The 25978-nt window shown below is 67.1% G+C and carries 24 protein-coding genes and 1 pseudogene; 17 read left to right on the top strand and 8 right to left on the bottom strand.

What is annotated here, in order from left to right:
- Nucleotides 1-2: 2 nt before the first annotated feature.
- Nucleotides 3-548 carry a DUF924 family protein gene (locus CLD20_RS06615; RefSeq protein WP_224405801.1) on the top strand — a complete coding sequence of 182 codons (546 nt, stop codon included), beginning with the start codon at nt 3-5 and terminating at the stop codon, nt 546-548.
- A gap of 41 nt (nt 549-589) precedes the next feature.
- On the opposite strand, the gene CLD20_RS06610 is transcribed toward CLD20_RS06615, so the two are convergent.
- Together CLD20_RS06610 and CLD20_RS06605 are read right to left on the bottom strand one after the other, a co-directional pair.
- Complete coding sequence (locus CLD20_RS06610) at nt 590-2224, bottom strand: AMP-binding protein (protein ID WP_224405800.1); 1635 nt, start codon at nt 2222-2224, stop codon at nt 590-592.
- Between the two features lie 245 nt (nt 2225-2469).
- The gene (locus tag CLD20_RS06605) at nt 2470-3294 is read right to left on the bottom strand and encodes a 3-keto-5-aminohexanoate cleavage protein (protein ID WP_224405799.1); all 825 of its coding nucleotides are present in this window, start codon (nt 3292-3294) and stop codon (nt 2470-2472) included.
- Nucleotides 3295-3395: 101 nt separating this feature from the next.
- On the opposite strand from CLD20_RS06605, the gene CLD20_RS06600 reads away from it, so the two are divergent.
- The 7 genes from CLD20_RS06600 (at nt 3396) to CLD20_RS06570 (ending at nt 10355) form a co-directional block, all read left to right on the top strand.
- Nucleotides 3396-4310, top strand: a complete 915-nt coding sequence (locus tag CLD20_RS06600; RefSeq protein WP_224405798.1) for a dihydrodipicolinate synthase family protein — start codon at nt 3396-3398, stop codon at nt 4308-4310.
- A 100-nt stretch (nt 4311-4410) separates the two neighbouring features.
- Nucleotides 4411-5865, top strand: coding sequence for a xylulokinase (xylB, locus tag CLD20_RS06595; RefSeq protein ID WP_224405797.1), 1455 nt, complete (start codon nt 4411-4413; stop codon nt 5863-5865).
- Nucleotides 5862-6953, top strand: coding sequence for an ABC transporter transmembrane domain-containing protein (locus CLD20_RS06590; RefSeq protein WP_224405796.1), 1092 nt, complete (start codon nt 5862-5864; stop codon nt 6951-6953). The genes xylB and CLD20_RS06590 overlap by 4 nt, the downstream gene beginning before the upstream one ends.
- 148 nt (nt 6954-7101) lie before the next feature.
- Nucleotides 7102-8448: an NAD(P)-dependent oxidoreductase gene (locus tag CLD20_RS06585; RefSeq protein ID WP_370636838.1), complete on the top strand. Its 1347-nt coding sequence runs from the start codon at nt 7102-7104 to the stop codon at nt 8446-8448.
- A 20-nt stretch (nt 8449-8468) separates the two neighbouring features.
- Nucleotides 8469-9803, top strand: a complete 1335-nt coding sequence (gene preA, locus CLD20_RS06580; RefSeq protein ID WP_224405794.1) for an NAD-dependent dihydropyrimidine dehydrogenase subunit PreA — start codon at nt 8469-8471, stop codon at nt 9801-9803.
- Between the two features lie 69 nt (nt 9804-9872).
- Nucleotides 9873-10124, top strand: coding sequence for a DUF1902 domain-containing protein (locus tag CLD20_RS06575; RefSeq protein WP_224405793.1), 252 nt, complete (start codon nt 9873-9875; stop codon nt 10122-10124).
- 36 nt (nt 10125-10160) lie between these two features.
- The gene (locus CLD20_RS06570; protein WP_224405792.1) at nt 10161-10355 is read left to right on the top strand and encodes a type II toxin-antitoxin system HicA family toxin; all 195 of its coding nucleotides are present in this window, start codon (nt 10161-10163) and stop codon (nt 10353-10355) included.
- Nucleotides 10356-10361: 6 nt separating this feature from the next.
- Here CLD20_RS06570 and CLD20_RS06565 read toward each other — a convergent pair whose 3' ends face one another.
- The 4 genes from CLD20_RS06565 to CLD20_RS06550 all read right to left on the bottom strand — a co-directional run bounded on the left by CLD20_RS06565 (nt 10362) and on the right by CLD20_RS06550 (nt 14146).
- On the bottom strand, nt 10362-11591 hold the full coding sequence (locus CLD20_RS06565) for an NAD(P)/FAD-dependent oxidoreductase (RefSeq protein ID WP_224405791.1): 1230 nt from the start codon (nt 11589-11591) through the stop codon (nt 10362-10364).
- Complete coding sequence (locus CLD20_RS06560) at nt 11588-12301, bottom strand: methyltransferase domain-containing protein (protein WP_224405790.1); 714 nt, start codon at nt 12299-12301, stop codon at nt 11588-11590. The genes CLD20_RS06565 and CLD20_RS06560 overlap by 4 nt, the downstream gene beginning before the upstream one ends.
- A complete protein-coding gene (locus CLD20_RS06555; protein WP_224405789.1) occupies nt 12298-13380 on the bottom strand; it encodes a type III polyketide synthase in 1083 nt (360 codons plus the stop codon). Before CLD20_RS06555 ends, CLD20_RS06560 begins: the two co-directional genes overlap by 4 nt.
- Before the next feature lie 130 nt (nt 13381-13510).
- Nucleotides 13511-14146, bottom strand: coding sequence for a TetR family transcriptional regulator C-terminal domain-containing protein (locus tag CLD20_RS06550; protein WP_224405788.1), 636 nt, complete (start codon nt 14144-14146; stop codon nt 13511-13513).
- Between the two features lie 180 nt (nt 14147-14326).
- Here CLD20_RS06550 and CLD20_RS06545 point away from each other — a divergent pair, with 180 nt between their 5' ends.
- The 8 genes and pseudogenes from CLD20_RS06545 to CLD20_RS06510 all read left to right on the top strand — a co-directional run bounded on the left by CLD20_RS06545 (nt 14327) and on the right by CLD20_RS06510 (nt 22312).
- Entirely contained in the window at nt 14327-15568 is a 1242-nt protein-coding gene (locus CLD20_RS06545; protein WP_224405787.1) for a Zn-dependent hydrolase, read from the top strand.
- Nucleotides 15502-16173: pseudogene (locus CLD20_RS20370) on the top strand (endonuclease domain-containing protein). Before CLD20_RS06545 ends, CLD20_RS20370 begins: the two are co-directional and overlap by 67 nt.
- Before the next feature lie 231 nt (nt 16174-16404).
- Nucleotides 16405-17859 carry a dihydropyrimidinase gene (gene hydA, locus CLD20_RS06535; RefSeq protein WP_224405786.1) on the top strand — a complete coding sequence of 485 codons (1455 nt, stop codon included), beginning with the start codon at nt 16405-16407 and terminating at the stop codon, nt 17857-17859.
- A 3-nt stretch (nt 17860-17862) separates the two neighbouring features.
- Nucleotides 17863-18213, top strand: a complete 351-nt coding sequence (locus CLD20_RS06530; RefSeq protein ID WP_224405785.1) for a hypothetical protein — start codon at nt 17863-17865, stop codon at nt 18211-18213.
- A 169-nt stretch (nt 18214-18382) separates the two neighbouring features.
- Nucleotides 18383-19177: an ABC transporter ATP-binding protein gene (locus CLD20_RS06525; protein ID WP_224405975.1), complete on the top strand. Its 795-nt coding sequence runs from the start codon at nt 18383-18385 to the stop codon at nt 19175-19177.
- Between the two features lie 18 nt (nt 19178-19195).
- Entirely contained in the window at nt 19196-20137 is a 942-nt protein-coding gene (locus tag CLD20_RS06520; RefSeq protein ID WP_224405784.1) for an ABC transporter permease, read from the top strand.
- Nucleotides 20138-20154: 17 nt separating this feature from the next.
- A complete protein-coding gene (locus CLD20_RS06515) occupies nt 20155-21291 on the top strand; it encodes an ABC transporter permease (protein WP_370636837.1) in 1137 nt (378 codons plus the stop codon).
- Between the two features lie 31 nt (nt 21292-21322).
- Nucleotides 21323-22312, top strand: coding sequence for an ABC transporter substrate-binding protein (locus CLD20_RS06510; protein ID WP_224405782.1), 990 nt, complete (start codon nt 21323-21325; stop codon nt 22310-22312).
- A gap of 69 nt (nt 22313-22381) precedes the next feature.
- Here the strand turns inward: CLD20_RS06510 and CLD20_RS06505 are convergent, their stop codons facing one another.
- Together CLD20_RS06505 and CLD20_RS06500 are read right to left on the bottom strand one after the other, a co-directional pair.
- A complete protein-coding gene (locus CLD20_RS06505) occupies nt 22382-22888 on the bottom strand; it encodes an MgtC/SapB family protein (RefSeq protein ID WP_224405974.1) in 507 nt (168 codons plus the stop codon).
- 109 nt (nt 22889-22997) lie between these two features.
- Complete coding sequence (locus tag CLD20_RS06500) at nt 22998-25175, bottom strand: malate synthase G (protein ID WP_224405781.1); 2178 nt, start codon at nt 25173-25175, stop codon at nt 22998-23000.
- A gap of 127 nt (nt 25176-25302) precedes the next feature.
- Here CLD20_RS06500 and CLD20_RS06495 point away from each other — a divergent pair, with 127 nt between their 5' ends.
- Nucleotides 25303-25971, top strand: coding sequence for a 5'-methylthioadenosine/S-adenosylhomocysteine nucleosidase (locus CLD20_RS06495; RefSeq protein ID WP_224405780.1), 669 nt, complete (start codon nt 25303-25305; stop codon nt 25969-25971).
- Nucleotides 25972-25978 lie beyond the last annotated feature (7 nt).

Raw genomic sequence — 25978 nt, 5'->3', positions numbered from 1 at the left:
CGATGGAGACCCGCCCGGCCGACATCGTTTCATTCTGGCGCGAGGCCGGGCCGGAGAAATGGTTCTCCGCCTCGGACGAATTCGACGCCGAGATCCGCTCCCGCTTCGCCGAGGCCTATCGCGCGGCCGCCGACGGCGAGCTCGACGGCTGGGCCGAGAAGCCGGAGGGCGCCCTGGCGCTTGTCCTCCTCCTCGACCAGTTCTCCCGCAATCTGCATCGCGGCAGCGCTGCCGCCTACCGGGCGGACGCAAAGGCTCGGCGCATCGCCGATCAGGCGCTGGCCGATGGTTTCGACGGCAAGGTGCCGCCGGACGTGAAGAAGTTCTTCGTCATGCCCTTCATGCATTCCGAAAGCCTCGCCGATCAGGATCGCTGCGTGGTGCTCTCGCATGCCCTCGCCGATGGCGACGCGACCCTGCCCTATGCCCTGCGCCATCGCGAGATCATCCGCCGCTTCGCGCGCTTCCCGCATCGCAACGAGGCGCTGGGCCGGCGCTCCAGTGCCGCCGAAAAGGCCTATCTGGAAGGCGGCGGCTTCAAGGGCTGAGCCTCGGGCGCGGCGAAATCCTCAGCGGCAAAGCCCGCGCCTCAGCGCGCTTCTCCAGCCTCCGCCTCGCGCTGCGCCGCCTCGCGCAGATGCCGGCGGATCACCTTGCCCGTCGTGGTCAGCGGCATCTCCTCAACGAAGGCGACCTCGCGCGGATATTCGTGCGCCGAGAGCCTTTCGCGCACATACCGGCCGATCTCCGCGGCCAGCGCCTCCGAGGGCCGGTAGCCATCGGCGAGCACGACATAGGCCTTGACGATCTCGGTACGCATCGGATCGGGCTTGCCGACCGCGGCGGCGAGCTGCACCGCCGGATGACCGATCAGGCAATCCTCGATCTCGCCCGGCCCGATGCGGAAGCCCGCCGAAGTGATCACGTCGTCGTCGCGCCCGACGAAGGAGACGTAGCCCTCCTCGTCCATGACGCCCTGGTCGCCCGTCGTCAGCCAGTCGCCGATGTATTTCTCGCGCGTCGCCTCCGGCCGCCCCCAATATTCCAGGAACATCACCGGGTCGGGCGCCCGCACGGCGATCTGCCCCTGCTCTCCAGCGGCAAGCACCTTGCCGTCCGGGCCAACGATCGCGACGTCATGGCCGGGCACGGCCTTGCCGATGGCGCCCGGCGAGAAGACGCCGATCGCCCCGCAGGAGGACAGCACATAGTTGCATTCCGTCTGGCCGTAGAATTCGTTGATCGAAAGGCCGAAGGCGCTTCTGCCCCATTCATGCGCCTCGCGCCCGAGCGATTCCCCGCCGGAGCCGAGGGTGCGCAGATCGACGCCGTAGCCCGCCGGATCGGGCACCGCCCGCAGCATCTTCAGCGCCGTCGGCGGGATGAAGGCGTTGCGCACGCCATGCCGCGCCATGAGCGCGAGCGCGGCTTCCGGATCGAAGCCCTGCGCCCGGCTCGCCACCACGGGCACGCCGAAATAGAGCGCCGGCAGGAGGATGTTGAAGAGCCCGCCGGCCCAGGCCCAGTCGGCCGGCGTCCATAAAAGGTCGCCCTGCTGCGGCAGGAATTCATGGCAGAACTGGACACCCGGCAGATGGCCGAGGAGCACCCGGTGGCCGTGCAGCGCCCCCTTGGGCGGGCCGGTCGTGCCGGAGGTGTAGACCATGACAGCCGGATCGTCCGGCCCGGTGGAGGCAATCTCCCCGCTCTCCGACGCACGCTCCATCAGGGCCGTGAGATCCTCGGCTCCCTCGCCCGGCCCATCGACCGTGAGGACGAAGCGCAGATCGGAGAGCCCTTCCCGGTACTCGGCGACCTTGCCCAGGCAGGAGGAGAGCGTGACCAGGCCCGCCGCGCCGGAATCGGAGAGCCGGTAGTTCAGTGCCTCCGGGCCGAAGAGCATGGCGAGCGGCACAGTGACGGCGCCGAGCCGCCAGGCCGCGAGATGGGCGAGCGCCGTCTCCGGCATCTGCGGCAGCAGGATCGCCAGCCGCTCGCCGCGTTTGAGGCCCTTCGCCTTCAGCACATTGGCAAGACGCGCCGCCTGCCGCTCGATCTCGCCGAAGGTGACCTGGCGTGCCTCGCCCTCGCGCGCCTCGATGATCGCGACCTTGTCGGCCCGTCCCGCGCTCGTCCCGCAGGCAGCGGCGAGGTTGAAGCGCGCTGGCACCTGCCAGGCGAAATCGCGCCTCAGCGCCGCATAATCCTCCCGTTTCGGCAGCATTCTTCCGCTCTCGTTTTGGCGGGATGCTAGTGCCGCCTGCACGGCGCCGCAATCGGGCCAACATCGCGGCGGCAGCAATCGGGAAATCCCAGATTGTCGTCATGCCAGCCCCGACCCTGGCATCCATCCCATGACGGTTGCGGCACGCCTCTACAGCCGAGAGATGGATCGCCGGGGTCAGGCCGGCGGTAGCGACAGCGCGCTCAGTACCCTCTGGTGAAGACAGAGGCCGGTCGTGCGCCCCCTCAGTTCAGCCCCAGAAGCGCCCGGGCCTCGTCCACGCTCGCGGGATGACGTCCGTATTGCGGGCAGAGATCGGCGACGCGCTGGACGAGTTCGGCGTTGGACGCGGCGAGCCGGTTCTTGTCCCAGCGCACATTGTCTTCAAGGCCCGTCCGGCAGTGCCCGCCCTTTTCGAGGCACCAGCGATTGACCTCGATCTGGTGGCGGCCGATCCCCGCCGCGACCCAGGTCGCCTCCGGCATCAGGCGCTTCAGCTCGGAGACCATGAAGTCGAGCGCCTGCTCCACGGGCGGCATGGCGTTCTTCACGCCGAAGACGAACTGCACATGCAGCGGCGCCACGAGAAGCCCTTCCTCGGCCATGCGCACCGCCTGGTACATCATCGAAAGGTCGAAGGCCTCGATCTCGGGTTTGACGCCATGTTCCTTCATCCTGGAAGCGAGCTCTTCGACGAGGTCGGGCGGGTTCTCGTAAACGCGCGTCGGGAAATTGCAGGAGCCGGTCGCGAGCGAGGCCATGTCGGGCTTCAGGTGAAGCATGCCGCCCCGCTCCGCGCCCTGGCCGGAGCGCCCGCCGGTGGAAAACTGCAGCACCATGCCCGGGCAGGCTTCCTTCAGGCCCGCCTGCAGCTCGGCGAAGCGCTTCGGATCGGACGTCGTCGACTGGTCGTCGTTGCGCACATGGATGTGAGCGATCGTCGCTCCCGCCTCGAAGGCCTCGCGCGTCGAGGCGACCTGCTCTTCCACCGTGATGGGAACCGCCGGATTGTTTTCCTTCCTGGGCAGAGATCCGGTGATGGCGACGGTGATGATGCAGGGTGTGGTCATGGGCCTGAGGCGCGGCAATTGCGTGTCTTCCGGGTGTAGCAATCCTTTCGGAAAATTGCGAACCTGTGCCCTTCCCTCTTTCACGCTTTCGGACGACGCCATTGCCGGAAATTCACGTACCTGTCGCAACGCCTTTTGACGAGCAGCTCGAGCCGGACGCCCCGGCCTTTCTGCGCCATTGCCGCACGCTGCTCGCCTCCGGCGCGCACGGGCTCGCGCCCTTCGGCACGACCAGCGAGGCCAACTCGCTCTCGACGCGGGAGCGGCGCCGGCTGCTCGACGCCATCCTGGAGGGCGGCATCGAGGCGGCCTCTCTGATGCCGGGCACCGGCCTGTGCAACCTTCCCGAGACGGTGGAGCTGACGCGCCAGGCCGCTTCGGCCGGCTGCCGCGGCGTCCTCATGCTGCCGCCCTTCTACTACAAGGGCGTCTCCGAGGACGGGCTCTTCCGCCATTTCGCCTCCGTCATCGAGGCGGTGGGCGAGCCTTCGCTGCGTATCTATCTCTACCACATCCCGCCGCAGTCGCAGATCGGCATCAGCGCCTCGCTGGTGAACCGTCTCGTCGAGGCCTTCGGGCCCGTGATCGCCGGCCTCAAGGATTCCTCCGGCGACTGGGCCAACACCCAGATGCTCATCCTGCAGTTTCCAGGCCTGCAGATCTTCTCCGGCTCCGAGACGAGCCTGCTCGCCAACATGCGCGCCGGCGGCGCCGGGGCGATCAGCGCCACGGCGAACGTCAACGTCACCGCCACCCGCGCCCTTATCGACCGCGCCGGCGAGGCGGAAGCCGATCAGCTGCAGGAGCGCATCACCGCGGTGCGCCGCGCCTACGAGACGGTGCCGATGATCCCGGCGCTGAAGCACACGCTCGCCGCCCATTACGGCACGCGCTCCTGGCGCAATCCAAGGCCGCCCCTCCTGCCGCTCTCGGTCGAACAGGTCGCGACGCTGGAAGCGGCGCTCGCCGCGGTCGCCTTCGACACGAGCCAGCCGGAATCAGCCGTCCTCGCCTGAGGGCGGGCAAGGCCGAGACAGCGAAGACCCGCGCCTTGCCGCCTCGACCGGCAGGCGCTCGGCAGCTACAAGAAGGCCCTCTTCAAAATGGGGGCCTTCCTTGTATCTCGGCATCGATATCGGCACTTCCTCGGTCAAGACGATCCTGATCGACGAGGAGCAGCAGGTCGTCGGCGAGGCATCCTCGCCGCTTCAGGTTCTGCGCCCACATCCGGGCTGGTCGGAACAGAACCCGGCCGACTGGATCGCGGCCGTCGAGGCGAATTTCGACAGGCTGAAGCAGAAGAACGCCGCGGCGCTTTCCGCCGCCAGGGCGATCGGGCTTTCCGGCCAGATGCACGGCGCCACCCTGATCGGCCGCGACGGCGCCGTGCTGCGCCCCTCGATCCTTTGGAACGACGGCCGCGCGGCGGAAGAAGCAAGGCTCCTCGACGCCGATCCCCGCTTCCACGAACTCACCGGCAACCTCGTCTTTCCGGGCTTCACCGCACCGAAGCTCCTCTGGGTGAAAAACAACGAGCCCGAACACTTCTCCGCCACCGACAAGGTGCTCCTGCCGAAGGACTATGTCCGCTTCTGGCTGACCGGCGAGGCGGTCTCCGAAATGTCCGACGCTTCCGGCACATCCTGGCTCGACGTCGGGGCCCGCAAATGGTCCGGCACGCTGCTTTCCGCCACCGACATGCAGGAGCGGCAGATGCCGCGCCTCGTGGAAGGCACGGAGGTCTCCGGCACGCTGCGCCCCGAGCTCGCCCGGCGCTGGGGGATGAGCGGCAACGTCGTGGTGGCCGGCGGCGGCGGCGACAACGCCTCGGCCGCCTGCGGTCTCGGCATCACCCATCCGGGCACCGCCTTCGTTTCCTTGGGCACTTCGGGCGTCGTCTTCGCCGCCACGGAGAAATTCGCCCCGAAGGTGGAGAGCGCCGTCCACGCCTTCTGCCATGCCGTCCCCGGCGTCTGGCACCAGATGGGCGTCATTTTGTCCGCCGCCGCCTCGCTGGAATGGCTCGGCCGCGTTCTCAAGGAGACCGGCCCCGGCCTCATCGACAAGCTCGGCCCCACGCCGGCGCATCCGGCGCCCGTCCTGTTCCTTCCCTATCTCTCCGGCGAACGCACGCCGCATAACGATGCGGCCGCGCGCGGCACCTTCGTCGGCCTTGCCCAGGAAAGTGACCGCAACACGCTGACCCAGGCGGTGCTGGAAGGCGTCGCCTTCGCCCTCGCCGATTGCCAGGCCGCCCTCGCCTCGGCCGGCACGTCGATTCCGCGCTATCTCGCGGTCGGCGGCGGCTCGCGCTCGCAAACCTGGCTCTCCATCATCGCAAGCGTTCTCGACGCCCCGGTCGACGTGCCGGCGGAGGGCGATTACGGCGCCGCTTTCGGTGCCGCCCGCCTCGGCCTCATCGCCGCGGAGGGCGCCGATCCCGCCTCCGTCCTCACCGTGCCGCCGATCTCCGCCACGATCGAACCGGTGCCGGCGCTCGCCCACGCCTATCGCGACAGCTACGCGCATTGGCGCAAGGTCTATCCGGCGCTCCACGAGATCATGCGGTGAGGCAGGCCAACCTCTCCGCCCTTCCGGGCATCGAGGAGAGGCCGGAACTGGAGCCGACGCTCTTCGGCTATGTGCTGAAGGCTTCCTGGCGGCGGCAGGTTCTCATCGTGGCGCTTTCGGCGGCCTCGCTGCCGCTTCTCTACCTGACGCTCGAACTGCCCAAGCAGATCGTCAATCGCGCCCTCGACGCCGGCGAGGCGTTCCCGAAGCTCGTCTTCGGCCACGAATTCTCGCAGGTGGAATATCTCTTCCTCCTCTCCTGCGCCTTCCTCGGCCTCGTCATCGTCAACAACGCGATCAAGTACTGGATCAACATCACCAAGAACCTGACGGGCGAGCGCCTCCTGCAGCGTCTGCGGGCGATCCTCCTCAGGAAGGCGCTGGCGGCGCGGCTTTCCGACCGGCCGCAGGCAAGGCCGAGCGAGATCATCCCGACGGTGACGGCCGAGGTGCAGCCGATCGGCTACTTCATCGGGGAGGCCTTCGCCACGCCCGCCCTGCAGGGCGGCACGCTCTTCGTCTATTTCCTCTTCATCTTCGTGCAGGACTGGCGGCTCGGTCTCGCCGCCGTGGCGCTCTATCCGCTGCAGGGCTATCTGATCTCGCGCCTGCAGAAGCGGGTCAACCGGCTGGGGCTGGAGCGGCTGAAGAGCACGCGCCGCATCGCCGAGGAATTCGCCGCGAGCGCCGTCTCGCTGGAGGATGACGACCCGCAGGGCAGCGCCACGCACCTCGCCGCGCTCGACGAGCGGCTCCACGAGAATTTCCAGATCCGCTACCGCCTGGCGCAGCGCAAATACGTCATCAAGTTCCTCAACAACTTCCTGCACCAGCTGACGCCGTTCTTCTTCTACGCCGTCGGCGGCTATCTGGTGATCGCCGGCACGCTCTCCTTCGGCGCGCTGGTCGCCGTGCTGGCCGCCTACAAGGATCTGCTCGGGCCGTGGAAGGAGCTTCTGGCCTTCTATCAGCTCACCCAGGATACGCGCGTGAAGTACCTCGCCATGCTGGAGCAGTTCGAGATGGGATTTCCTGCGGACAGTGCGAACACCGCACAAACCTTCGCCGAACCGCCTTCCGCCGAATAGAGAGGCACGTCTCTCCTGCGGCGCCCGCATTTTCAGCACAGAGAAAAATTGACCGTTCGGTCAAAAATGCGCATTCTTCCTTCCGGGAACAGCAGCTTTCACGGGGGAACTGGCCGTGAACGAACACTCGTCGGGCTTGTCCGGATCCATTCCGGTCGGTCAACCGGACATCCGCGCCGGTCGCCTCGAAGCCGAAGCCTACGCCAAGAACTTCTCCGATCTGCATCCGCCGCTCTCGCCGCACGAGGCGCTGGTGGAGGCCGATCGCTGCTACTTCTGCTACGACGCGCCGTGTACGCAAGCCTGTCCGACCTCCATCGACATCCCGCTCTTCATCCGCCAGATCCAGGCGCATAATCCCAAGGGCGCGGCCGAAACGATCTTCGAACAGAACATCCTCGGCGGCATGTGCGCCCGCGTCTGCCCGGTCGAGACGCTCTGCGAGGAGGCCTGCGTGAGGAACCTCGCCGAGGACAAGCCGGTGAAGATCGGCTTCCTGCAGCGCTTCGCCACCGATGCGATGATGGCGGCGGGCGAGCAGCCTTTCGAGCGCGCCGCCCCGAGCGGCAGGCGCGTCGCCGTGGTCGGCGCCGGGCCGGCCGGGCTTTCCTGCGCCCACCGGCTCGCCATGCGCGGCCACGACGTCACCATCCTGGAAGCACGCGAGAAGCCGGGCGGCCTCAACGAATACGGCATCGCCGCCTACAAGACCCCGGAAGGCTTCGCCCGGAAGGAGGTGGATTTCCTCCTGAAGATCGGCGGCATTGCCATTGAGACCGGCAAGGCGCTCGGCCGCGATGTCACCCTCGACAGCCTGAAGGCGGATTACGACGCCGTCTTCCTCGGGCTCGGCCTTGCCGGCGTCAACGCGCTCGGCGCCGAGGGAGAGGACGCCTCCGGCTCGGCGGACGCCGTCGGCTGGATCGCCGAGCTGCGCCAGACGGTCGATCTTTCATCCCTGCCCGTCGGGCGCCGCGTCGTCGTCATCGGCGGCGGCATGACGGCGGTCGACGCGGCCGTGCAGTCGAAGCTCCTCGGCGCGGAGGAAGTCACCATCGTCTACCGCCGTGGCCCCGAGGCGATGAAGGCCTCCGGCTTCGAGCAGGAACTCGCCCAGACTAAGGGCGTCACCATCCGCCATTGGGCGAAGCCGAAGCGGCTCATTGCCGAGGACGGACATGTGGCCGGCATCGAGCTGGAGCGAACCCGCGAAGAGGCCGGCCGGCTCGTCGGCACCGGCGAGACCTTCGCGCTCGCCGCCGACATGGTCTTCAAGGCGATCGGCCAGACCTTTGTCCCCGCCGCGATCGACGGCGCCGCCGAGGCGCTCGCCATCGAGGCCGGGCGCATCCGCGTCGACGAGGAACGCCGCACCTCGCTCGCCGGCATCTGGGCCGGCGGCGATTGCATCGCCGGTGGCGAGGATCTCACCGTGGCCGCCGTCGAGGACGGCAAGGTGGCGGCGGAATCGATCCATCGCGCCTTGATGGGCTGAGGCCGGACAGGAGAAGCGCCATGCCTGACCTTTCTTCGAACTTCCTCGGCATCAAATCGCCGAACCCCTTCTGGCTCGCCTCCGCGCCGCCGACCGACAAGGAATACAACGTCGTCCGGGCCTTCCGCGAAGGCTGGGGAGGCGTGGTCTGGAAGACGCTCGGCGAGGACCCGCATATCGTCAACGTCAACGGCCCGCGCTACGGCGCCATCCACGGGCCGGACCGGCGGCTCCTCGGCCTCAACAACATCGAGCTCATCACCGATCGGCCGCTCGAAGTGAACCTGCGCGAAATCAAGCAGGTCAAGCGCGACTGGCCGGACCGGGCCGTCGTCGTCTCGCTCATGGTGCCCTGCGAGGAAGAGAACTGGGTCAACATCCTGCGCCGCGTGGAAGAGACCGAGGCCGATGGAATCGAGCTCAATTTCGGCTGCCCGCACGGCATGTCGGAGCGTGGCATGGGCTCGGCCGTCGGCCAGGTGCCGGAATACATCGAGATGGTCGCCCGCTGGTGCAAACAGCACACCCGCATGCCCGTCATAGTCAAGCTGACGCCGAACATCACCGACATCCGCTACCCGGCAAGGGCGGCCCAGAAGGGCGGCGCCGACGCGGTCTCGCTGATCAACACCATCTCCTCCATCACCGGCGTCGATCTTGACCTCTTCGCCCCGGAGCCGACCATCGACGGCAAGGGCTCGCATGGCGGCTATTGCGGCCCGGCGGTGAAGCCGATCGCCCTCAACATGGTGGCCGAGATCGCCCGCGACCCCGAAACCCGCAACCTGCCGATCTCCGGCATCGGCGGCATCACCACCTGGAAGGACGCGGCCGAGTTCATGGCGCTGGGCGCCGGCAACGTGCAGGTCTGCACCGCGGCGATGACCTACGGCTTCAAGATCGTCCGCGAGATGGTCGAGGGCCTGGAGCGCTGGATGGCCGAGAAGGGCTTTGAAAAGCTCGACGACTTCGTCGGCCGCGCCGTGCCCAACGTCACCGACTGGCAGTATCTGAACCTCAACTACGTGACCAAGGCGCGCATCGACCAGGAGCTCTGCATCAAATGCGGGCGCTGCCACATCGCCTGCGAGGACACCTCGCACCAGGCGATCACCCACACCGTGGACGGTGTGCGCCACTTCGAGGTGATCGACGCCGAATGCGTCGGCTGCAACCTCTGCGTCAACGTCTGCCCGGTCGAGGACTGCATCACCATGGAGCGGATCGCCGAATACGATCCGCGCACGAAGAAGCCGATTCCGGCCGAGTACGGCAACTGGACGAGCCATCCGAACAACCCGATGGCGAGGCCCGACGCCGGGATCGAAAAGATCGTCCCCGACGCGGCGGAATAGCCTCCAGGCCCCGCTGCGTTTGCTGTCCCGTCGTGATATTCTCGGAAGATCGCGAGCGAGGATCGACGGATGACTGAAAGCTCGACCAATGCGATCGAGGTAACGGCGGACTGGGACGCCGAGGCAAAGGTCTGGGTCGCAGTCAGCGAGGACGTCCCGGGGCTGGTGGTCGAGGCACGTAGCGTTGACACGCTTGTCGCGGAGATCGAGGCGCTCATACCCCAACTCCTGAAGGCGAACGGGCATCACGTCGAAGCCCAGGCACGGATCGAGTATCATCTGACGGCCCACGTCCGGAGCAGCCTTTCCGCGGCAGCGTAAGGTTCTCCTGGCTCATCGCGATCGGGGGCGACGGCGATGGGAAACTACTACCGGGATTTGGCGAAGATACTCAGAGCCAGCGGCTGTCGCTTCGTACGGCAAGGGACGGGCAGCCATGAAGTCTGGTACAGCCCCCTTTCGCAACGACATTTCACCGTGGCGGTGACCGTGGCCTCGCGCCACACCGCAAACGCCGTGCTCAAGCAGGCCGGCATATCCCGAAAACTGTAGAGGGGTTCAGCTGGCTCGCATCCGGCACATCCTCGCTCGGCCATCTGGCATCTTTGCAAGCGCCTTCGTTTTGCCGGAAAGGCGCGCGCCGAGGGTGAGGAGCGCCGGCAGCGCCTCCACAGCCCGGCCCATCGCGGCCGCGCCCGCCGGCCTCAGGGCGAGTTCGGCAATGGCGGAGGCGGCAAGGATGCGCGTCGCGAACTGCCCGCGCCAGCGCCGCGCATAGCCCCGGCCCGCGGCCGCGCGCTCGGCGCGGCTTGACGGATCGATGGCGCCCAGTTCCTCGGCGAGAAGCCAGGCCGATTGCATCGCCATCGAGATCCCCTCCGCGATGATCGGATGCGATTCCCCGGCGGCGTTGCCGATCCGGAAGATGTCGTCAGCGTAGCGCGGGCGCATGCCCGGCCGGATCGGCCCGGATGCGAGCCAGGGCCCGATGAGCTCCGCCCCGCCGATTGCCTGCTCAATGCCGCGGCAGGAGGCGAGGAGATGTCGGTGCACGGCGTCGGCGGCCGGGCCGCCGCCCGCCTGCTGTCGCAGCCGCGTCAGCGCGTCCCGCCGGATGCAGAGCGAAAGGGAAAGCCGCTCACCATCGGCCCGGACCATGCCACCATAGCCGCCCGGAAAGACGAGCAGCGGCATGAGGTCGAAAGCCAGCTCCGCCCCCGAAAAATGCGCCTTGAAGCCGAGGAGATCGGTGGGCCGGTTCGTCTTTTCCAGCTGGCTCGGCAGGCCGCCGGGCTCCCAGGAGCCGTGCGCGGCGATGACGACGGGCGCCAGAAGCGTTTCCTCCCGCTCCCGCGAAACGACCGTCACGGCCTGTCCTTCCGCTTCCCGGCGGATGGCGGTGGCGCGAAAGGGCTGGAAAAGCGTGGCGCCGGCGCGCTCCGCCTCGCGCGCCAGAAGGTCGTCGAGAACGTCGCGTCCGAGCGCCCGCCCGAAGCCCCTTCCGCCTGCGGCCGGCATGTTCGCGGCGACGGCGCGCTCGCCGCCGAAGAAAGCGACGCGCCGAACCTCCGGTCCGGCCATCGCCCGCCATTCCCCGCCGAGGCCGACCCGCTCGATCACGGCAAGGCTGGTGGCGGAGACGAACTCGCCGCAGACTTTTCGGCGCGGGAATTCCGCCTTTTCGATGAGCGCCACCTTCCAGCCCCGGCGCGATAGCGCAATGGCGGCAGTCGAGCCGGCAGGGCCGGCGCCGAGCACGATCGCGTCGTAGGCGGCCGGCCCTGTCATCGCCGGCGCCCGGCCCGCCGTGCCACAAAGGTATGGGTGAAGAGGCCTCGCCGCCGCTCGAAGGTCTCGAAGGCCGGCTCCTCCGGCCAGAGCGTCGAAAGCTCGTTGCCGACAAATCCGGCCCGCACACTCGCCGCCGCGTCGTGCCGCGTCACCTCGTTCGCCCCGAGCGCCCAGAGCATGCGCGTCCCAAAGAGCGCCACGCCGGAGCGCAGCGGCTCCGTCGCCGTCAGGAGCGGCGCGATCATGGCGAGCCGCTCGAAGATAAGGCGCAGCTCCGTATCGGAGAAATGGTGCAGGAAGAGGTTGGTGGTAACGGCGTCGAAGCGCTCCTCCTCCGCCCGTGCCGTCCATTCGAAGATATCGGCCTGGAGCGGGCGCACCCGCCAGCCGAGGGCTGAAAAGGCGGCGAAGCGCTCGTCGCTGAGGAGGTGCTGGCGGTCGAGAAGCACGACCTCCACATTCTTCCATTGCGGCGACAGCCGCTCGGCAAGCTTCAGCATGAAGCTGCCGTCGCCCGCGCCGATTTCCAGGATACGTTTGGGCGGCTGGGCAAGATTGTCACGCAGAAGGCGCGCGGCGATCCGCGCCTGTCCCATGATCGCGTTGACGCGCGCAAGGTCCCGCCGCGAGGCGATCGCCCGTTGATCGACCACCGGCAGCGAATCGAGGAGTTCCGGCTCGACCCGCCTGAGCGCAAGCGGGCTCACGCGGCGCGTCCGGTCGCCTGAAAGCGCATGGTCTCCGCCGTCAGCCCCGGCCCGAAGGCCATGCCGCAGCCCTGCTCGCCGCCGCTGGCGTCCCCGAGCATCTTCTCCAGCACGAACATCACGGTCGCCGAGGACATGTTGCCGTTTTCGCGCAGCACCTGCCGCGAGGCTGCGAGCGCCTGCGGTCCGAGCTCGAGCGCACGCTCCACCGCGTCGAGCACCGAGCGCCCTCCCGGATGCACCGCCCACAGGTCGATGTCGCCGACCGCGGTATTGCCGAGCACCTCACCCCGGTGCTGTCCGAGCGTCTCGTGGATCACCGCGGGAACCCGTCCGGAAAGCACCATGTCGAAGCCGTCGTCCCGCACGCGCCAGCTCATCAGTTCGCGGCTGTCGGCGGCGAGCAGCGTCCTGAAACTGTCGAGACGCAGCCCCGCCTCCTCGGCGCTGACGAGTGCGGCTGCACAGCCGTCGCCCCACAGGCAGAAGGAGAGAAGCTCTTCCAGCTCCACGGTGTCGCGCAGATGCAGGGTGCACAGCTCGATATTGACCACGAGGACGCGCGCCTCCGGTTCGGAGCGCACGATGTGCCGGGCGAGCTTCAGCGCATTGAGCGCCGCGTAGCAGCCCATGAAGCCGACAAGGGTGCGCTCGACGGATTGCGACAGGCCGCAGCGGGCGACGATTTCAAGGTCGATCCCGGGCGCCGAAAAGCCGGTGCAGCTCGTCACGACGAGATGCGTGACGCGCTCGCGCTCGGCGCCGAGGTCGAGCCGCTCCACCGCCTCGATCGCCAGATCCGGCGCGTGGCTCTCGTAAAGGTCCATCCGCTGTGCCGTTCCGGGAAAGTCGCCCCGCAGGAAGATCCCGCCGGCATCCACCTTGGCCCCCTCCGGATCCTCGGCCGGCGCGACGCAGGAATACCGGTGTTCGATGCCGCCCTTGTCGGCCATGCGCGAGAAGACCGCGCGCTTGCGCGGATCGTCCTTCAGCTGCGCGGCGGCAAAGCCGAGGAAGAAGCGATGCACCTCGTGGGCGGGCACGGCGGTCGCGATGCGGTTGATGAAGGCTTCTGGCAAGGCGGTCCCGTCTTTGCGTTCCCGACGAGAGATAGCGCGCCGGCCTGCAAGACAAAGGCGCAGAGGCCCTGCGGGGCCGAAAGAAGAGACATTTGCAGGCGGGGCGTGCGATCCGGAGGCGGCCGCGCCCTCAGCCGCGCGGCTTCAGACCCTCTAGAAGCACCGAAAGCACCGTCTCGCGCGCCACCGAGAAGCGTTTGCGCGCCGCGCCCGGGCCGAGGACCGCCTGAACCTGCGTGTCGAAATCGGCGTAATGCTGCGTCACGGCCCAGATCATCATGAGGAGGTGGCGCGGATCGACCGGCGCGAGCCGTCCCTCGTCGATCCAGCCGGATATGACCGCGGTCTGGCGGTCCACGAGGTCCTTTAGCGGTCCCTCGAGAAAGCGCCCGATCGCCGGCGCGCCGGCAAGGATCTCGTTGGCGAAGAGCCGGGAAGCCGCAGGGCGCTTCTTCGACATCTCCAGCTTGGTGGTGATGTAGCGGCCGATCTCTTCCAGCGGATCGCCATCGGGGTCGAGCGCGGCGAGCGGCTCCAGCCAGAAGGCGAGCGTGTCTTCCAGGACGGCGACATACACCGCTTCCTTGCCGGCGAAATAGTAGAGGAGGCTCGCCTTCGACAGGCCCGCCTCCTCGGCGATGCGGTCAAGCGTCGCGGCGCGGTATCCGGCGATGGAAAAGACGGCGAGGGCGGCCTTCAGGATCTGGGCACGTTTGGCGGCCTGTATCCGCGTCGGTTTCGGCGCGGGCACGCCCTTGTCCAGCATCTTCCCTCCCGCCCATTCGGCATGCCTGCCTGTTTTGCAGGCATCCGGTCAAGCTTTTCGCCTTGACCGGAAAATCGACGCCACATAGCGTGTAATTTGACCATTTAGTCAAGTTTTCCGGGCTTTCCGGGCGCCTTCCGCAGGCGCGGCACCGAGGCCGGAAACGGTGAGGGGGACGAGGTGGAATCCAATCTCAGGATCAATGGCGACCGTCTGTGGAGCGCCATCCATGAAATGGCCGAGATCGGGCCCGGCGTGGCCGGCGGCAGCAACCGCCAGACGCTGACCGACGACGATGCCAAGGGGCGCGCACTGTTCAAGCGCTGGTGCGACGAGGCCGGCCTGACGATGGGCGTCGACGAGATGGGCAACATGTTCGCCCGCCGCGAAGGCACCGACCCCGAGGCCCTGCCCGTCTATGTGGGCTCCCATCTCGACACCCAGCCGACCGGCGGGCGCTACGACGGTGTTCTGGGCGTCCTCGGCGCGCTGGAGGGCGTGCGCACGCTGAACGACCTCGGCGTGAAGACGAAGCGCCCGATCGTCGTCGTCAACTGGACCAACGAGGAAGGCGCGCGCTTTGCGCCGGCCATGCTCGCCTCCGGCGTCTTCGCCGGGGCGCTGACGGTCGACTACGCCTATGCCCGCAAGGATCCGGAGGGAAAGACCTTCGGCGAGGAGCTGGAGCGCATCGGCTGGAAGGGTGAGGAGAAGGTCGGCGAGCGCAAGATGCACGCCTATTACGAACTCCATATCGAGCAGGGGCCGATCCTGGAGGCCGAGGGCAAGGACATCGGCGTCGTCACCCATTGCCAGGGCCTGTGGTGGCTGGAATTCACCCTCACCGGCAAGGAAGCCCATACCGGCTCCACGCCGATGGCGATGCGCGTCAATGCCGGCCTCGCCATGGCCCGGATCCTGGAGATGGTGCAGAAGGTCGCGATGGACGCCCAGCCCAACGCCGTCGGCGGCGTCGGCCAGGCGAACTTCTCGCCCAATTCCAGGAACGTGCTTCCCGGCAAGGTGGTCTTCACCGTCGACATCCGCACGGTCGACCAGGAAAAGCTCGACGGCATGCGCGCGCGCATCGAGAAGGAGGCCGCCGCCATCTGCAAGGAGCTCGGCGTCGGCTGCGAAGTGGAGGCCGTCGGCCATTTCGATCCGGTCACCTTCACGCCCGATCTCGTCAAGACGGTCCGCGCGGCAGCCGAACGCCTCGGCTATTCGCATATGGACCTCGTCTCCGGCGCGGGCCACGACGCCTGCTGGGCAGCCAAGGTCGCGCCCACGACCATGGTCATGTGCCCCTGCGTGGACGGCCTGTCGCACAACGAGGCGGAGGACATCTCCAAGGAATGGGCCGAGGCCGGCGCCAACGTCCTCTTCCATGCAGTGGTCGAAACGGCGGAGATCGTGAGCTGACGGTCCTTGCTCCACCATCGTCGAGCGTGAGCTCACGGAGCGTCGATGATCCAGTTTGCAGGCACGAACGGACTATCCGGGACCCCCACCCCTACCCCCTCCCCACAAGGGGGAGGGGAATGTGCCGTGCCCGTCGATCCTTCTCCCGCGCTTGCCTCCCGTGCCCGTGCGCACCCTTCAGGCATGTCTCCTGGAAAGCGTGGACGTGGCGCGGAACCCGTACTTGCCGGTTCGTGCCGATGACTCCCTCGGCGATCGAACCAAGGACGATCGGCCAGGCTCGCGCATTCCGGCGAGACATGACGCTCGGCGAGAGGAAGCTATGGAACGAGCTGCGCGAATTTCGCAGGCTCCATGGCGTTCACGTGCGCCGGCAAGCACCGATAGGCCCGTACATTGCCGACTTCGCCGTCCACTCCGAAAGGCTTGTCATCGAGGTGGACGGCCATCAGCATCTGTAAAGCAGCAACGCAGCCAGGGACCGGGCGAGAGATGCATGGCTGAAGACCCAAGGATATCGCATCCTGCGCTTCTCGACTGTGGAGATCGACGAAGCGTTCGATGGATGTGTGGAGGAAATCCTGCGGGAGCTGGGGATCGCATGATCAAAGACATCCGGCCATACCGCACCAACCTCCGCTACCTTGGGGAGCTACCGGCACAGCCTCGACCGAAGGAGCTGGGCTTCGCTGCGCGGTCATCCCTCCCCCTTGTGGGGAGGGAATGAGGGTGGGGGTCGGCAGGACGAGCCAAAACGCATCACGACGCGCGAAGACGGAACGGCAAAAGCCTATGCCGGCGGTAACGTTGGGCGCGGTTTTCAGGGGAGCACAACAATGACCAAACTCATCAAGGGCGGCACCATCGTCACCGCCGACCGGACCTACAAGGCCGACATCTTCATCCAGCACGAGAAGATCGTCGCCATCGGCCCGGACCTCACCCACGACGCCGACCATGTGATCGACGCGACCGGCTGCTACGTCATGCCGGGCGGCATCGACCCGCACACCCATATGGAGATGCCCTTCATGGGCACCTTCTCCACCGACGACTTCGATTCCGGCACGGCCGCGGCGCTCGCCGGCGGCACCACCATGGCCGTCGATTTCTGCCTGCCCTCGCCGGGCGAAGGCCTCATCGAGGCGCTGCAGGCCTGGTACCAGAAGGCCGGCAAGGCACGCACCGACTACTCCTTCCACATGGCCATCACCTGGTGGGACAAGAAGGTCTTCGACGAGATGCCGAAGGTGGTCGCCGAGGGCATCAACACCTTCAAGCACTTCATGGCCTACAAGGGCTCGCTGATGGTGAACGACGACGAGATGTTCGCCTCCTTCTCGCGCTGCGCCGAGCTCGGCGCGATGCCCCTCGTCCATGCCGAGAACGGCGACATCGTCGCCGCCCTGCAACAAAAGCTCATGGCCGAGGGCAACAATGGCCCGGAGGCGCACGGCTATTCGCGCCCGCCGGAGGTGGAGGGCGAGGCCGCCAACCGCGCCATCATGCTTGCCGACCAGGCCGGCGTGCCGCTCTATGTCGTGCACGTCTCCTGCGAGCAGGCACACGAGGCGATCCGGCGCGCCCGCCAGAAGGGCATGCGCGTCTTCGGCGAGCCGCTGATCCAGCACCTCGTCCTCGACGAGAGCGAATACCAGAACGCCGACTGGGATTATTCCGCCCGCCGGGTCATGTCGCCGCCCTTCAGAAACAAGCTGCACCAGGATTCGCTCTGGGCCGGCCTTGCCGCGGGCTCGCTGCAGGTGGTCGCCACCGACCATTGCGCCTTCACCACCGAGCAGAAGCGCATGGGCGTCGGTGATTTCACCAAGATCCCGAACGGCACCGGCGGCCTGGAAGACCGGATGCCGCTCCTGTGGAGCCGCGGCGTCCGGACCGGCCGGCTGACGATGAACGAATTCGTCGCCGTCACCTCCACCAACATCGCCAAGATCCTCAACATCTATCCGAGGAAAGGCGCCATCCTGGAGGGCGCCGACGCCGACATCGTCATCTGGGATCCCGAAGCGACGAAGACCATTTCGGCCAGGACCCAGGCCTCGGCGATCGACTACAACGTCTTCGAGGGGCTGGAAGTCACCGGCCTGCCGAAGATGACGCTGTCGCGCGGCCGCGTCGCCTTCGAGGAGGGCGAGGTGAAGGCCGAGACGGGCGACGGCCGCTTCGTCGAGCGCCCGGCCAATCCGCCGACGAACAAGGCGCTGTCGACCTGGAAGGAGCTCGTCGCTCCGCGCAAGGTGGAGCGCTCGGGCATTCCGGCGGGGGTTTGAAAAATGGCTTCAGGAATCAGTCAGAGGGCGGCAGACGCCTTCAACTCATTATACGCAAAGGCCTGCACTTCTCCTGAAGGCCGTCGCCTAGCGCTGCTCATCGAATGCAATTTCGCGGCGATGATCCTCGCGAGCGAGAAGGGCAAGCCTGCGCTCGCCCCCTTGCTGCCTCTGCTAGACGACGATCTTGAGGCTGCTTTGCAGGCAGATGATCGCCTGATGAACGCATTCGGCCACATGGCAGCACTCGAAATGGAAGTCCACGGTTGGGATTGGGACGGAAAAGCCAGCCGTACGGTACACTGGCCCTACAGCAGCACACACGTATCGGACTTGGCGGTTTTCTCGCGGTAAGGCTTCGTCTGGATCCGGGCGGCGCCTCGCGCGCGGCCTCTTTCTTGCAGGAGTGCGGAAGGGTTGAAGAGACGGCCTGACATTGGTTTCAGGGGCGACTGAGAGCCGCCGGGGAGAGCAAGGGTAAATGAGCGAACAGGTGACCAGTCAGGCCGCCGCGCGGCCGCAGATGCCGGCCTCCGCGACCGGTTCCGTCATCGCCATCGAGGACCTGTCGCTCACCTTCCAGACGGCGGATGGGCCGGTCCAGGCGCTGTCGGGCATCGATCTTGCGATCCGCCGCGGCGAGTTCGTCTCGCTGATCGGCCCGTCGGGCTGCGGCAAGACCACGCTGCTGCGCGTCATCGCCGATCTGGAACAGCCGACCTCCGGCCTCATCTCCGTCAACGGCGAGACGCCGGACGCCGCCCGCCGCGACCGCTCCTACGGCTATGTCTTCCAGGCGGCCGCCCTCTATCCTTGGCGCACGATCGCCAGCAACATCGCCCTGCCGCTGGAGATCATGGGCCTGCCCAAGGCGGAGCGGGCAAAGCGGGTGAAGCGCAACATGGAACTCGTCAACCTGACGGGCTTCGAGCGCAAGTTTCCCTGGCAGCTCTCCGGCGGCATGCAGCAGCGCGCCTCCATCGCCAGAGCCCTCGCCGTCGAGCCGGACCTCCTGCTGATGGACGAGCCTTTCGGCGCCCTCGACGAGATCGTCCGCGATCACCTCAACGAACAGCTCCTGCAGCTCTGGGCCAAGACCAACAAGACCATCGTCTTCGTCACCCATTCCATTCCCGAGGCCGTGTTCCTGTCGACGAGGATCGTCGTCATGTCGCCGCGCCCCGGCCGCATCTACGACGTCATCGAGACCGGCCTGCCGAAGGATCGCGGTCTCGACATCCGCGAAACGCCGGAATTCCTCGCCCTCGCCCACCGCGTGCGCGAGGGTCTTCGGGCAGGCCATTCCTATGAGGATTGAGATGGGCGGGGTGCGCAAATGAGCTCCACTGCGCCCATCGCGGAGCCCGGCGGCGGCGTCGGCCTGTCGCCGCGCATATTCGTCCAGCGCATCTTTGCAGGAAAGACGGGCCCGGTGCTCACCGTCCTCGCCGCGCTTGTCATCCTCTGGTACGCGGGCGCGGTCTACCTCAACGCCCCGCAACAGATCGACCGCGACCGGCGCGCCGAAATCGAGCGCTCGGTCACGGATTTCATGGGCGCCACCTGGGCGCAGGAGCGGCCGGTCCTGCCCGCCCCCCATCAGGTCGCGGCGGAGATCTGGAAGACCACCTTCGCCATGAACCCGACCTCCAAGCGGAGCCTCGTCTATCATGGCTGGGTCACCCTCTCCTCGACGCTGACCGGCTTCGGCATCGGCGTCCTTCTCGGCATCGTGCTCGCCGTCGGCATCGTCTATTCCAGGACCCTCGACCGCAGCCTGATGCCCTGGATCATCACCTCGCAGACGATCCCTATCCTGGCGATCGCGCCGATGATCGTCGTCGTGCTCGGCTCGCTCGATGTCGCACCGATCTTCGCCAAGGGCACGGTTTCGGCCTATCTCGCCTTCTTCCCGGTCGCGGTCGGCATGGTGAAGGGGCTGCGTTCCCCCGATCCGATGCTCCTCGACCTGATGCGCACCTATTCGGCGAGCAACTGGCAGACGCTCGTCAAGCTGCGCCTGCCCTCGGCCATGCCCTTCCTCTTCGCCTCGCTGAAGGTCGCGATTGCCATATCGCTCGTCGGCGCCATCGTCGGCGAACTGCCGACCGGCGCCAGGGCCGGGCTCGGGGCCCGGCTCCTCGCCGGCTCCTACTATGGCCAGACCGTGCAGATCTGGTCGGCGCTCCTCGTCGCCGCCTTCATGGCCGCGATCCTCGTCACCATCGTCGGCTTCGCCGACCGTCTGGTGCTGAAGCGCATGGGGATCGCCGAATGAACGGGGCGGCGGCCGACATGGCGACAGGCTCCAGCACCGGTCCGCTGACGCCGGCGCGCGCGCCGGTCCTCGCCTATCCGGCGGCGCTCCTCGCCTTCACGGCCATTCCAATGCCCGTGGCGACCGGCGGCAGCATCGTCGCCGGCTCCTCGCTCCTTGCCGCGGCGCTCCTTCTCATCATTCCGGCGCTCGGCATTCCGCGCCCGCCCGCGCTGCGCCTTGTCCTGGTCGGCGCGGTCACCATCGCCGCCTTCCTGCTGATCCTGGCCAATCTGTCCCCCGTCGAGGGAAAAGCGAGCCTCGGCTACTGGCTGCTGCTCGCCTCCGCCGGCGTGATGGCCGTGCAGATGATGCGCGGCCTCGCCCATCGCGCCGGCAGCGGGTCTTTGCGCGCCCGTCTCATTTCGCTCTCCGTGCCGGTCGTCTTCGGTCTGTGGCTCCTCATCCTTTGGGAATGCATCGTGCGCGGCGCCGGCGTGCCGACGGTGCTCCTGCCGCCGCCGAGCGACATCGCGGTGCGCTTCGCCTCCTCGCTCGACATCCTCTGGGCCGATTTCCGCCAGACCTTCCTGAAGGCCGTCATCGCCGGCTATGTCATGGGCTGCGGTTCCGGCTTCCTCGTGGCGCTTCTCGTCGACCGGGTGCCCTTCCTCAGGCGCGGCCTCCTGCCGGTCGGCAACATGGTCTCGGCCCTGCCGATCATCGGCATCGCCCCGATCATGGTCATGTGGTTCGGCTTCGACTGGCCGTCCAAGGCCGCGGTCGTCGTCGTCATGACCTTCTTCCCGATGCTGGTGAACACGGTCTCCGGGCTCTCGGCGGCCGGCGGAATGGAGCGCGACCTGATGCGCACCTACGCCGCCACCCATGCCCAGTCGCTGGTCAAGCTGCGCCTGCCGGCAGCGCTCCCCTTCATCTTCAACGCGCTGAAGATCAACTCGACCCTCGCCCTGATCGGCGCGATCGTGGCCGAGTTCTTCGGCACGCCCATCGTCGGCATGGGCTTCAGGATTTCCACCGAAGTCGGACGGATGAACATCGGCATGGTCTGGGCCGAGATCACCGTCGCGGCCATCGCCGGCTCGCTCTTCTACGGCATCGTCGCCATGATCGAGCGCGCCTTCACATTCTGGCACCCGTCCTATCGACATTGAGGCGGGCGCCCCAAAAGAGAGGGAGAACGGTATGAAGAAGGTATTGGCAGCTCTGGCGCTTTCGGCGGGCCTTGCCGCGGGACCGGCCGCGGCCGCGGACGAGGTCGTCCTGCAGCTGAAATGGGTCACGCAGGCCCAGTTCGCCGGCTATTACGTCGCCCAGGAAAAGGGCTTCTACGACGAGGCCGGTCTCGACGTGGAGATCAAGCCCGGCGGCCCGGACATCGCCCCCGAGCAGGTGATCGCCGGCGGCGGCGCCGATGTCATCGTCGACTGGATGCCGGCCGCGCTCGCCGCCCGCGAGAAGGGGCTGGCGCTCGTCAACATCGCCCAGCCCTTCGCCAAGTCGGGCATGATGCTGACCTGCCGCAAGGAGACGGGCATCGAGAGCCCGGAGGACTTCAAGGGCAAGACTCTCGGCGTCTGGTTCTTCGGCAACGAATATCCGTTCCTGTCCTGGATGAGCCATCTCGGCATCCCGACCACCGGCGGCGATGACGGCGTCACGGTCATCAAGCAGGGCTTCAACGTCGATCCGCTGCTGCAGAAGCAGGCCGACTGCATCTCCACGATGACCTACAACGAATACTGGCAGGTCATCGACGCCGGCATCCCGGAGGACGAGCTCGTCGTCTTCAAATACGAGGATCAGGGCGTCGCCACGCTGGAGGACGGCCTCTATGTCCTCGAAGACAGCCTCAAGGACGAGGCCTTCGTCGACAAGATGGCCCGCTTCGTGAAGGCCTCCATGCAGGGCTGGGACTATGCCCGCGAGCACCCGGACGAGGCCGCCGAGATCGTTCTGGAGAACGACGAGACCGGCGCCCAGACCGAAAAGCACCAGAAGCGCATGATGGGCGAGATCAACAAGCTGACGGAAGGCTCCGACGGCACGCTCGACATGGACGATTACCAGCGCACCGTGAAGACGCTGCTGGAAGGCGGCTCCGACCCGGTCATCACCAAGGAGCCGGAAGGCGCCACGACCACGGCCGTCACCGACAAGATGAAGGAGATGTGAGCCGAAAGGCTTCCGTCCCCTTGCCGGAAATCGAAGGGGAGGCTCCGGCCTCCCCTTTTTCGTGAGGCCTCAGGACACCCCGTCCCGACCCTTGCCGCCGTTCTCCTCCGACACGGCCGCCGAGACATTCCGAAGCACAATGATGATGAACAGGCCGATGGCGGTGGCGAGCGCCGCGATCAGGCCATGGCCAAGCCCCACCGCCGTGCCGATCGCGCCGGCGAGCCACATGCCGGCTCCGGTCGTCAGCCCGCTCACATGGCCGCGCGCATGCAGGATGACGCCGGCGGCAAGAAAGGCCACGCCGCTCGTGACCGCCTCGATGAGGCGAATCGGATCGGAGCGCACGACGTCGCTCGCATCGCGGTAGGCTTCGATCAGTTCGCAGGATAGGACGGCAAACGTCGCCGCTGCGAGCGCAGTCACCATATGGGTGCGAAGGCCCGCCGGCTTGTCGCGCCATTCCCGCTCGAAGCCGAGCAGCGAGCCGAGGAGCGCGGCAAGCGCCAGCCGGCCGGCGATCGCGCTCATCGGCAGATGCGTCGGCTCCGCGACTTGCCAGAGCCCCTCGAGCATGCCTTCCAAGCCGGAATTCTCCCTGCCCTCTTACTCAGGCAGATCGAACACTTCAAATGCACGCCGGTTTCATCGGCGAACCGGCGTGCCTGCTTGAATGCGGGACGGCCTAGCCGGCGTGCTTCGCCTTCGCCTCGGCCCGGCGCCGGTGCAGGATGGGCTCGGTATAGCCCGAGGGCTGCTCGCGTCCCTTGAACACCAGATCCTTGGCGCCCTGGAAGGCGACGCTCGCCGTATAGTCTTCCGACATCGGCCGGTAGGACGGGTCCCCCTCGTTCTGGCGGTCGACGACCTTGGCCATGCGCTCGAAGGTCTCTTCGACCTGCTCCTCGCTGACGACGCCATGATAGAGCCAGTTCGCCATGTGCTGGGAGGAAATGCGCAGCGTCGCCCGGTCCTCCATCAGTCCGACATCGTTGATGTCCGGCACCTTGGAGCAGCCCACCCCCTGGTCGATCCAGCGCACGACGTAGCCGAGGATGCCCTGGGCGTTGTTGTCGAGCTCGGCCTGGATCTGCTCGGGCGTCCAGTTCGGCCGCTCGGCGAGCGGGATCGAAAGGATGTCCTCCAGCTTCGCCTTGGCGCGCTTCTTCAGCGCCTCCTGGCGCTCCAGCACGTCCACCTTGTGGTAGTGGATGGCGTGCAGCGTCGCCGCCGTCGGCGAAGGCACCCAGGCGCAGTTGGCGCCGGCCATCGGGTGGCCGATCTTCTGCTTCAGCATGTCGGCCATCAGGTCGGGCATCGCCCACATGCCCTTGCCGATCTGCGCCTTGCCGCGCAGCCCGCAGGCAAGGCCCGCATCGACGTTCCAGTCCTCATAGGCCTTGATCCAGGCCGCTTCCTTCATGTCGCCCTTGCGGATCATCGGTCCGGCTTCCATCGAGGTGTGGATCTCGTCGCCGGTGCGGTCGAGGAAGCCCGTATTGATGAAGACGACGCGGTTCTTGGCGGCGCGGATGCATTCCTTGAGGTTGACCGTGGTACGGCGCTCCTCGTCCATGATGCCCATCTTCAGCGTGTAGCGGGGCATGCCGAGCGCATCTTCGACGCGGCCGAAAATCTCGTTGGAGAAGGCGACCTCGTCCGGCCCGTGCATCTTCGGCTTGACGATGTAGACCGAGCCCGTGCGGCTGTTGGCGCCGCGCCCGTTCGGGCCGACATCGTGAAGGGCGATCATGGAGGTGACCATGGCGTCGAGAAGGCCCTCGAAGACCTCCTCGCCGCTCTCGTCGAGGATCGCCGGCGTGGTCATCAGATGCCCGACATTGCGCACCAGCATCAGCGCCCGGCCGGGCAGGCTGAAGCCGGAACCGTCCGGCGCGGTGTAGTGCCGGTCTTCCTCCAGCCGGCGCTCCACCTGCTCGCCGCCCTTCTGGAAGGTGGCGGTGAGGGTGCCGTCCATCAGCCCGAGCCAGTTGCGATAGACGAGCGTCTTGTCCTCGCCGTCGACGGCGGCGACGGAATCCTCGCAGTCCTGGATGGTGGTGACGGCCGATTCCAGCACGATGTCGGCAATGCCGGCCGTGTCGGTGCGCCCGATCGGATGCGCCCGGTCGATGACGATCTCGGCATGCATGTGGTGGTTGACGAGGAGGATCGCCTCCGGCTTGTCGGCCGGGCCGCGAAAGCCCTCGAACTGGTCGGCGATCTTCAGCCAGGCATTGCTGCCGTGATGGCCGGCGACGCGCAGGCGCCCCTCCTCCACCGCGAAGGAGGCGACATGGCGCCAGCTGTCGCCGTTGAGCGGAAAGTTCTCGTCGAGGAAATCGCGGCCCCAGGCGATCACCTTCTCGCCGCGCTTCGGATTGTAGCTCGAGCCGCGCTCGGCACCATCGTTGTCGGGAATGACGTCGGTGCCGTAGAGCGCGTCGTAGAGCGAGCCCCAGCGGGCATTCGCCGCATTGAGTGCGTAGCGCGCATTGGACACGGGAACGACGAGCTGCGGGCCGGCGATCGTGGTGATCTCCGGATCGACGTTGTCGGTCTCCACGGAGAAGACCTCGCCCGCCGGCACGATGTAGCCGATCTGGGAGAGAAACTCCTTGTACGCCTCCAGCGAGAAGCCCTTGCCGCGCCGGGCGCGGTGCCATTCGTCGATCTTTTCCTGCATGTCCTCGCGGACGGCGAGGAGCTGGCGGTTCTTCGGCGTCAGGTCCCGAACGATCCCGGCAAACGCCTCCCAGAAATGCTCGGGACGGATACCCGTGCCCGGCAGTGCTTCATTGTTGATGAAATCGTGGAGCGGGCGGGCCACCTTCAGGCCGCCGGCATCGACGCGATCGCTCATGACGCTTCCCCTCGTTGGTCCCCGTGGCAGATTGCCATGCCGGGGTGCATAATGTTGGAGCCGTGATTAAGGGAAACGCCTTTCCTGTCAAACTGTCGGAAAGGCTAACGGAGACGGGGGACATAGGGTGGCAGACGCCAGGATCGAGACCGTGGGGGGCTTTCGCCTCCTCTTTGTCATGGCCACGGTGCAGGAATACGGGCCCGAACTGAAGGCGCGCATCCACCCGCTGATCACCGGCGTCGGCCCCGTCGAGGCGGGTATCGGCACCGCCGCCTGGCTTTCGCGGCTCGGCGCGGAAGACAAGCCCGACCTTCTCGTCTCGATCGGCAGCGCCGGCTCCCGGCTCCTGGAACAGGGCGAGGTCTACCAGGCGAGCGCCATCTCCTTCCGCGACATGGACGCCTCGCCGCTCGGCTTCGAGAAGGGCCGCACGCCGTTCCTCAATCTGCCGGCCGAGGTGGCGATCCCCCAGCAGATATCGGGGGTCGAGGCGGCACGCCTTTCCACCGGCTCCAACATCGTCTCCGGCGCGGCCTACGACGCCATCGACGCCGAGATGGTCGACATGGAGGGCTTTGCCGTGATGCGCGCCGGCCACCTCTTCGCCATCCCCACCATCGCGCTCAAGGGAATCAGCGACGGCAAGGCCGAGCTGCAGCATTTCCGCGACTGGGCGGATTACCTGCATGCCGTCGACGTCTCGCTCGCCGAGGTCATCGACCGCCTGGAGGACGGCGTCGCCCATATGGATCGCGACTACTGGACGCAGCTGCCCGACGGCGCCCGCGCCTGAGCCCAAC

It is taken from the genome of Afifella sp. IM 167 (assembly GCF_020144925.1).
Classification (GTDB): domain Bacteria; phylum Pseudomonadota; class Alphaproteobacteria; order Rhizobiales; family Afifellaceae; genus Afifella.
The sequence above is the reverse complement of the archived record's forward strand: the minus strand, read 5'-3'. Positions and strand labels throughout refer to the sequence as shown.

Excerpts from the sequence above, each read along its gene's own strand:
- CLD20_RS06615 (WP_224405801.1), top strand. The coding sequence starts at position 3 with ATGGAGACCCGCCCGGCCGACATCGTTTCATTCTGGCGCGAGGCCGGG.
- CLD20_RS06610 (WP_224405800.1), bottom strand. The coding sequence starts at position 2,224 with ATGCTGCCGAAACGGGAGGATTATGCGGCGCTGAGGCGCGATTTCGCC.
- CLD20_RS06605 (WP_224405799.1), bottom strand. The coding sequence starts at position 3,294 with ATGACCACACCCTGCATCATCACCGTCGCCATCACCGGATCTCTGCCC.
- preA (WP_224405794.1), top strand. The coding sequence starts at position 8,469 with ATGCCTGACCTTTCTTCGAACTTCCTCGGCATCAAATCGCCGAACCCC.
- CLD20_RS06575 (WP_224405793.1), top strand. The coding sequence starts at position 9,873 with ATGACTGAAAGCTCGACCAATGCGATCGAGGTAACGGCGGACTGGGAC.
- CLD20_RS06570 (WP_224405792.1), top strand. The coding sequence starts at position 10,161 with ATGGGAAACTACTACCGGGATTTGGCGAAGATACTCAGAGCCAGCGGC.
- CLD20_RS06565 (WP_224405791.1), bottom strand. The coding sequence starts at position 11,591 with ATGACAGGGCCGGCCGCCTACGACGCGATCGTGCTCGGCGCCGGCCCT.
- CLD20_RS06550 (WP_224405788.1), bottom strand. The coding sequence starts at position 14,146 with ATGCTGGACAAGGGCGTGCCCGCGCCGAAACCGACGCGGATACAGGCC.
- hydA (WP_224405786.1), top strand. The coding sequence starts at position 16,405 with ATGACCAAACTCATCAAGGGCGGCACCATCGTCACCGCCGACCGGACC.
- CLD20_RS06530 (WP_224405785.1), top strand. The coding sequence starts at position 17,863 with ATGGCTTCAGGAATCAGTCAGAGGGCGGCAGACGCCTTCAACTCATTA.
- CLD20_RS06525 (WP_224405975.1), top strand. The coding sequence starts at position 18,383 with ATGCCGGCCTCCGCGACCGGTTCCGTCATCGCCATCGAGGACCTGTCG.
- CLD20_RS06520 (WP_224405784.1), top strand. The coding sequence starts at position 19,196 with ATGAGCTCCACTGCGCCCATCGCGGAGCCCGGCGGCGGCGTCGGCCTG.
- CLD20_RS06515 (WP_370636837.1), top strand. The coding sequence starts at position 20,155 with ATGGCGACAGGCTCCAGCACCGGTCCGCTGACGCCGGCGCGCGCGCCG.
- CLD20_RS06510 (WP_224405782.1), top strand. The coding sequence starts at position 21,323 with ATGAAGAAGGTATTGGCAGCTCTGGCGCTTTCGGCGGGCCTTGCCGCG.
- CLD20_RS06505 (WP_224405974.1), bottom strand. The coding sequence starts at position 22,888 with ATGCTCGAGGGGCTCTGGCAAGTCGCGGAGCCGACGCATCTGCCGATG.
- CLD20_RS06500 (WP_224405781.1), bottom strand. The coding sequence starts at position 25,175 with ATGAGCGATCGCGTCGATGCCGGCGGCCTGAAGGTGGCCCGCCCGCTC.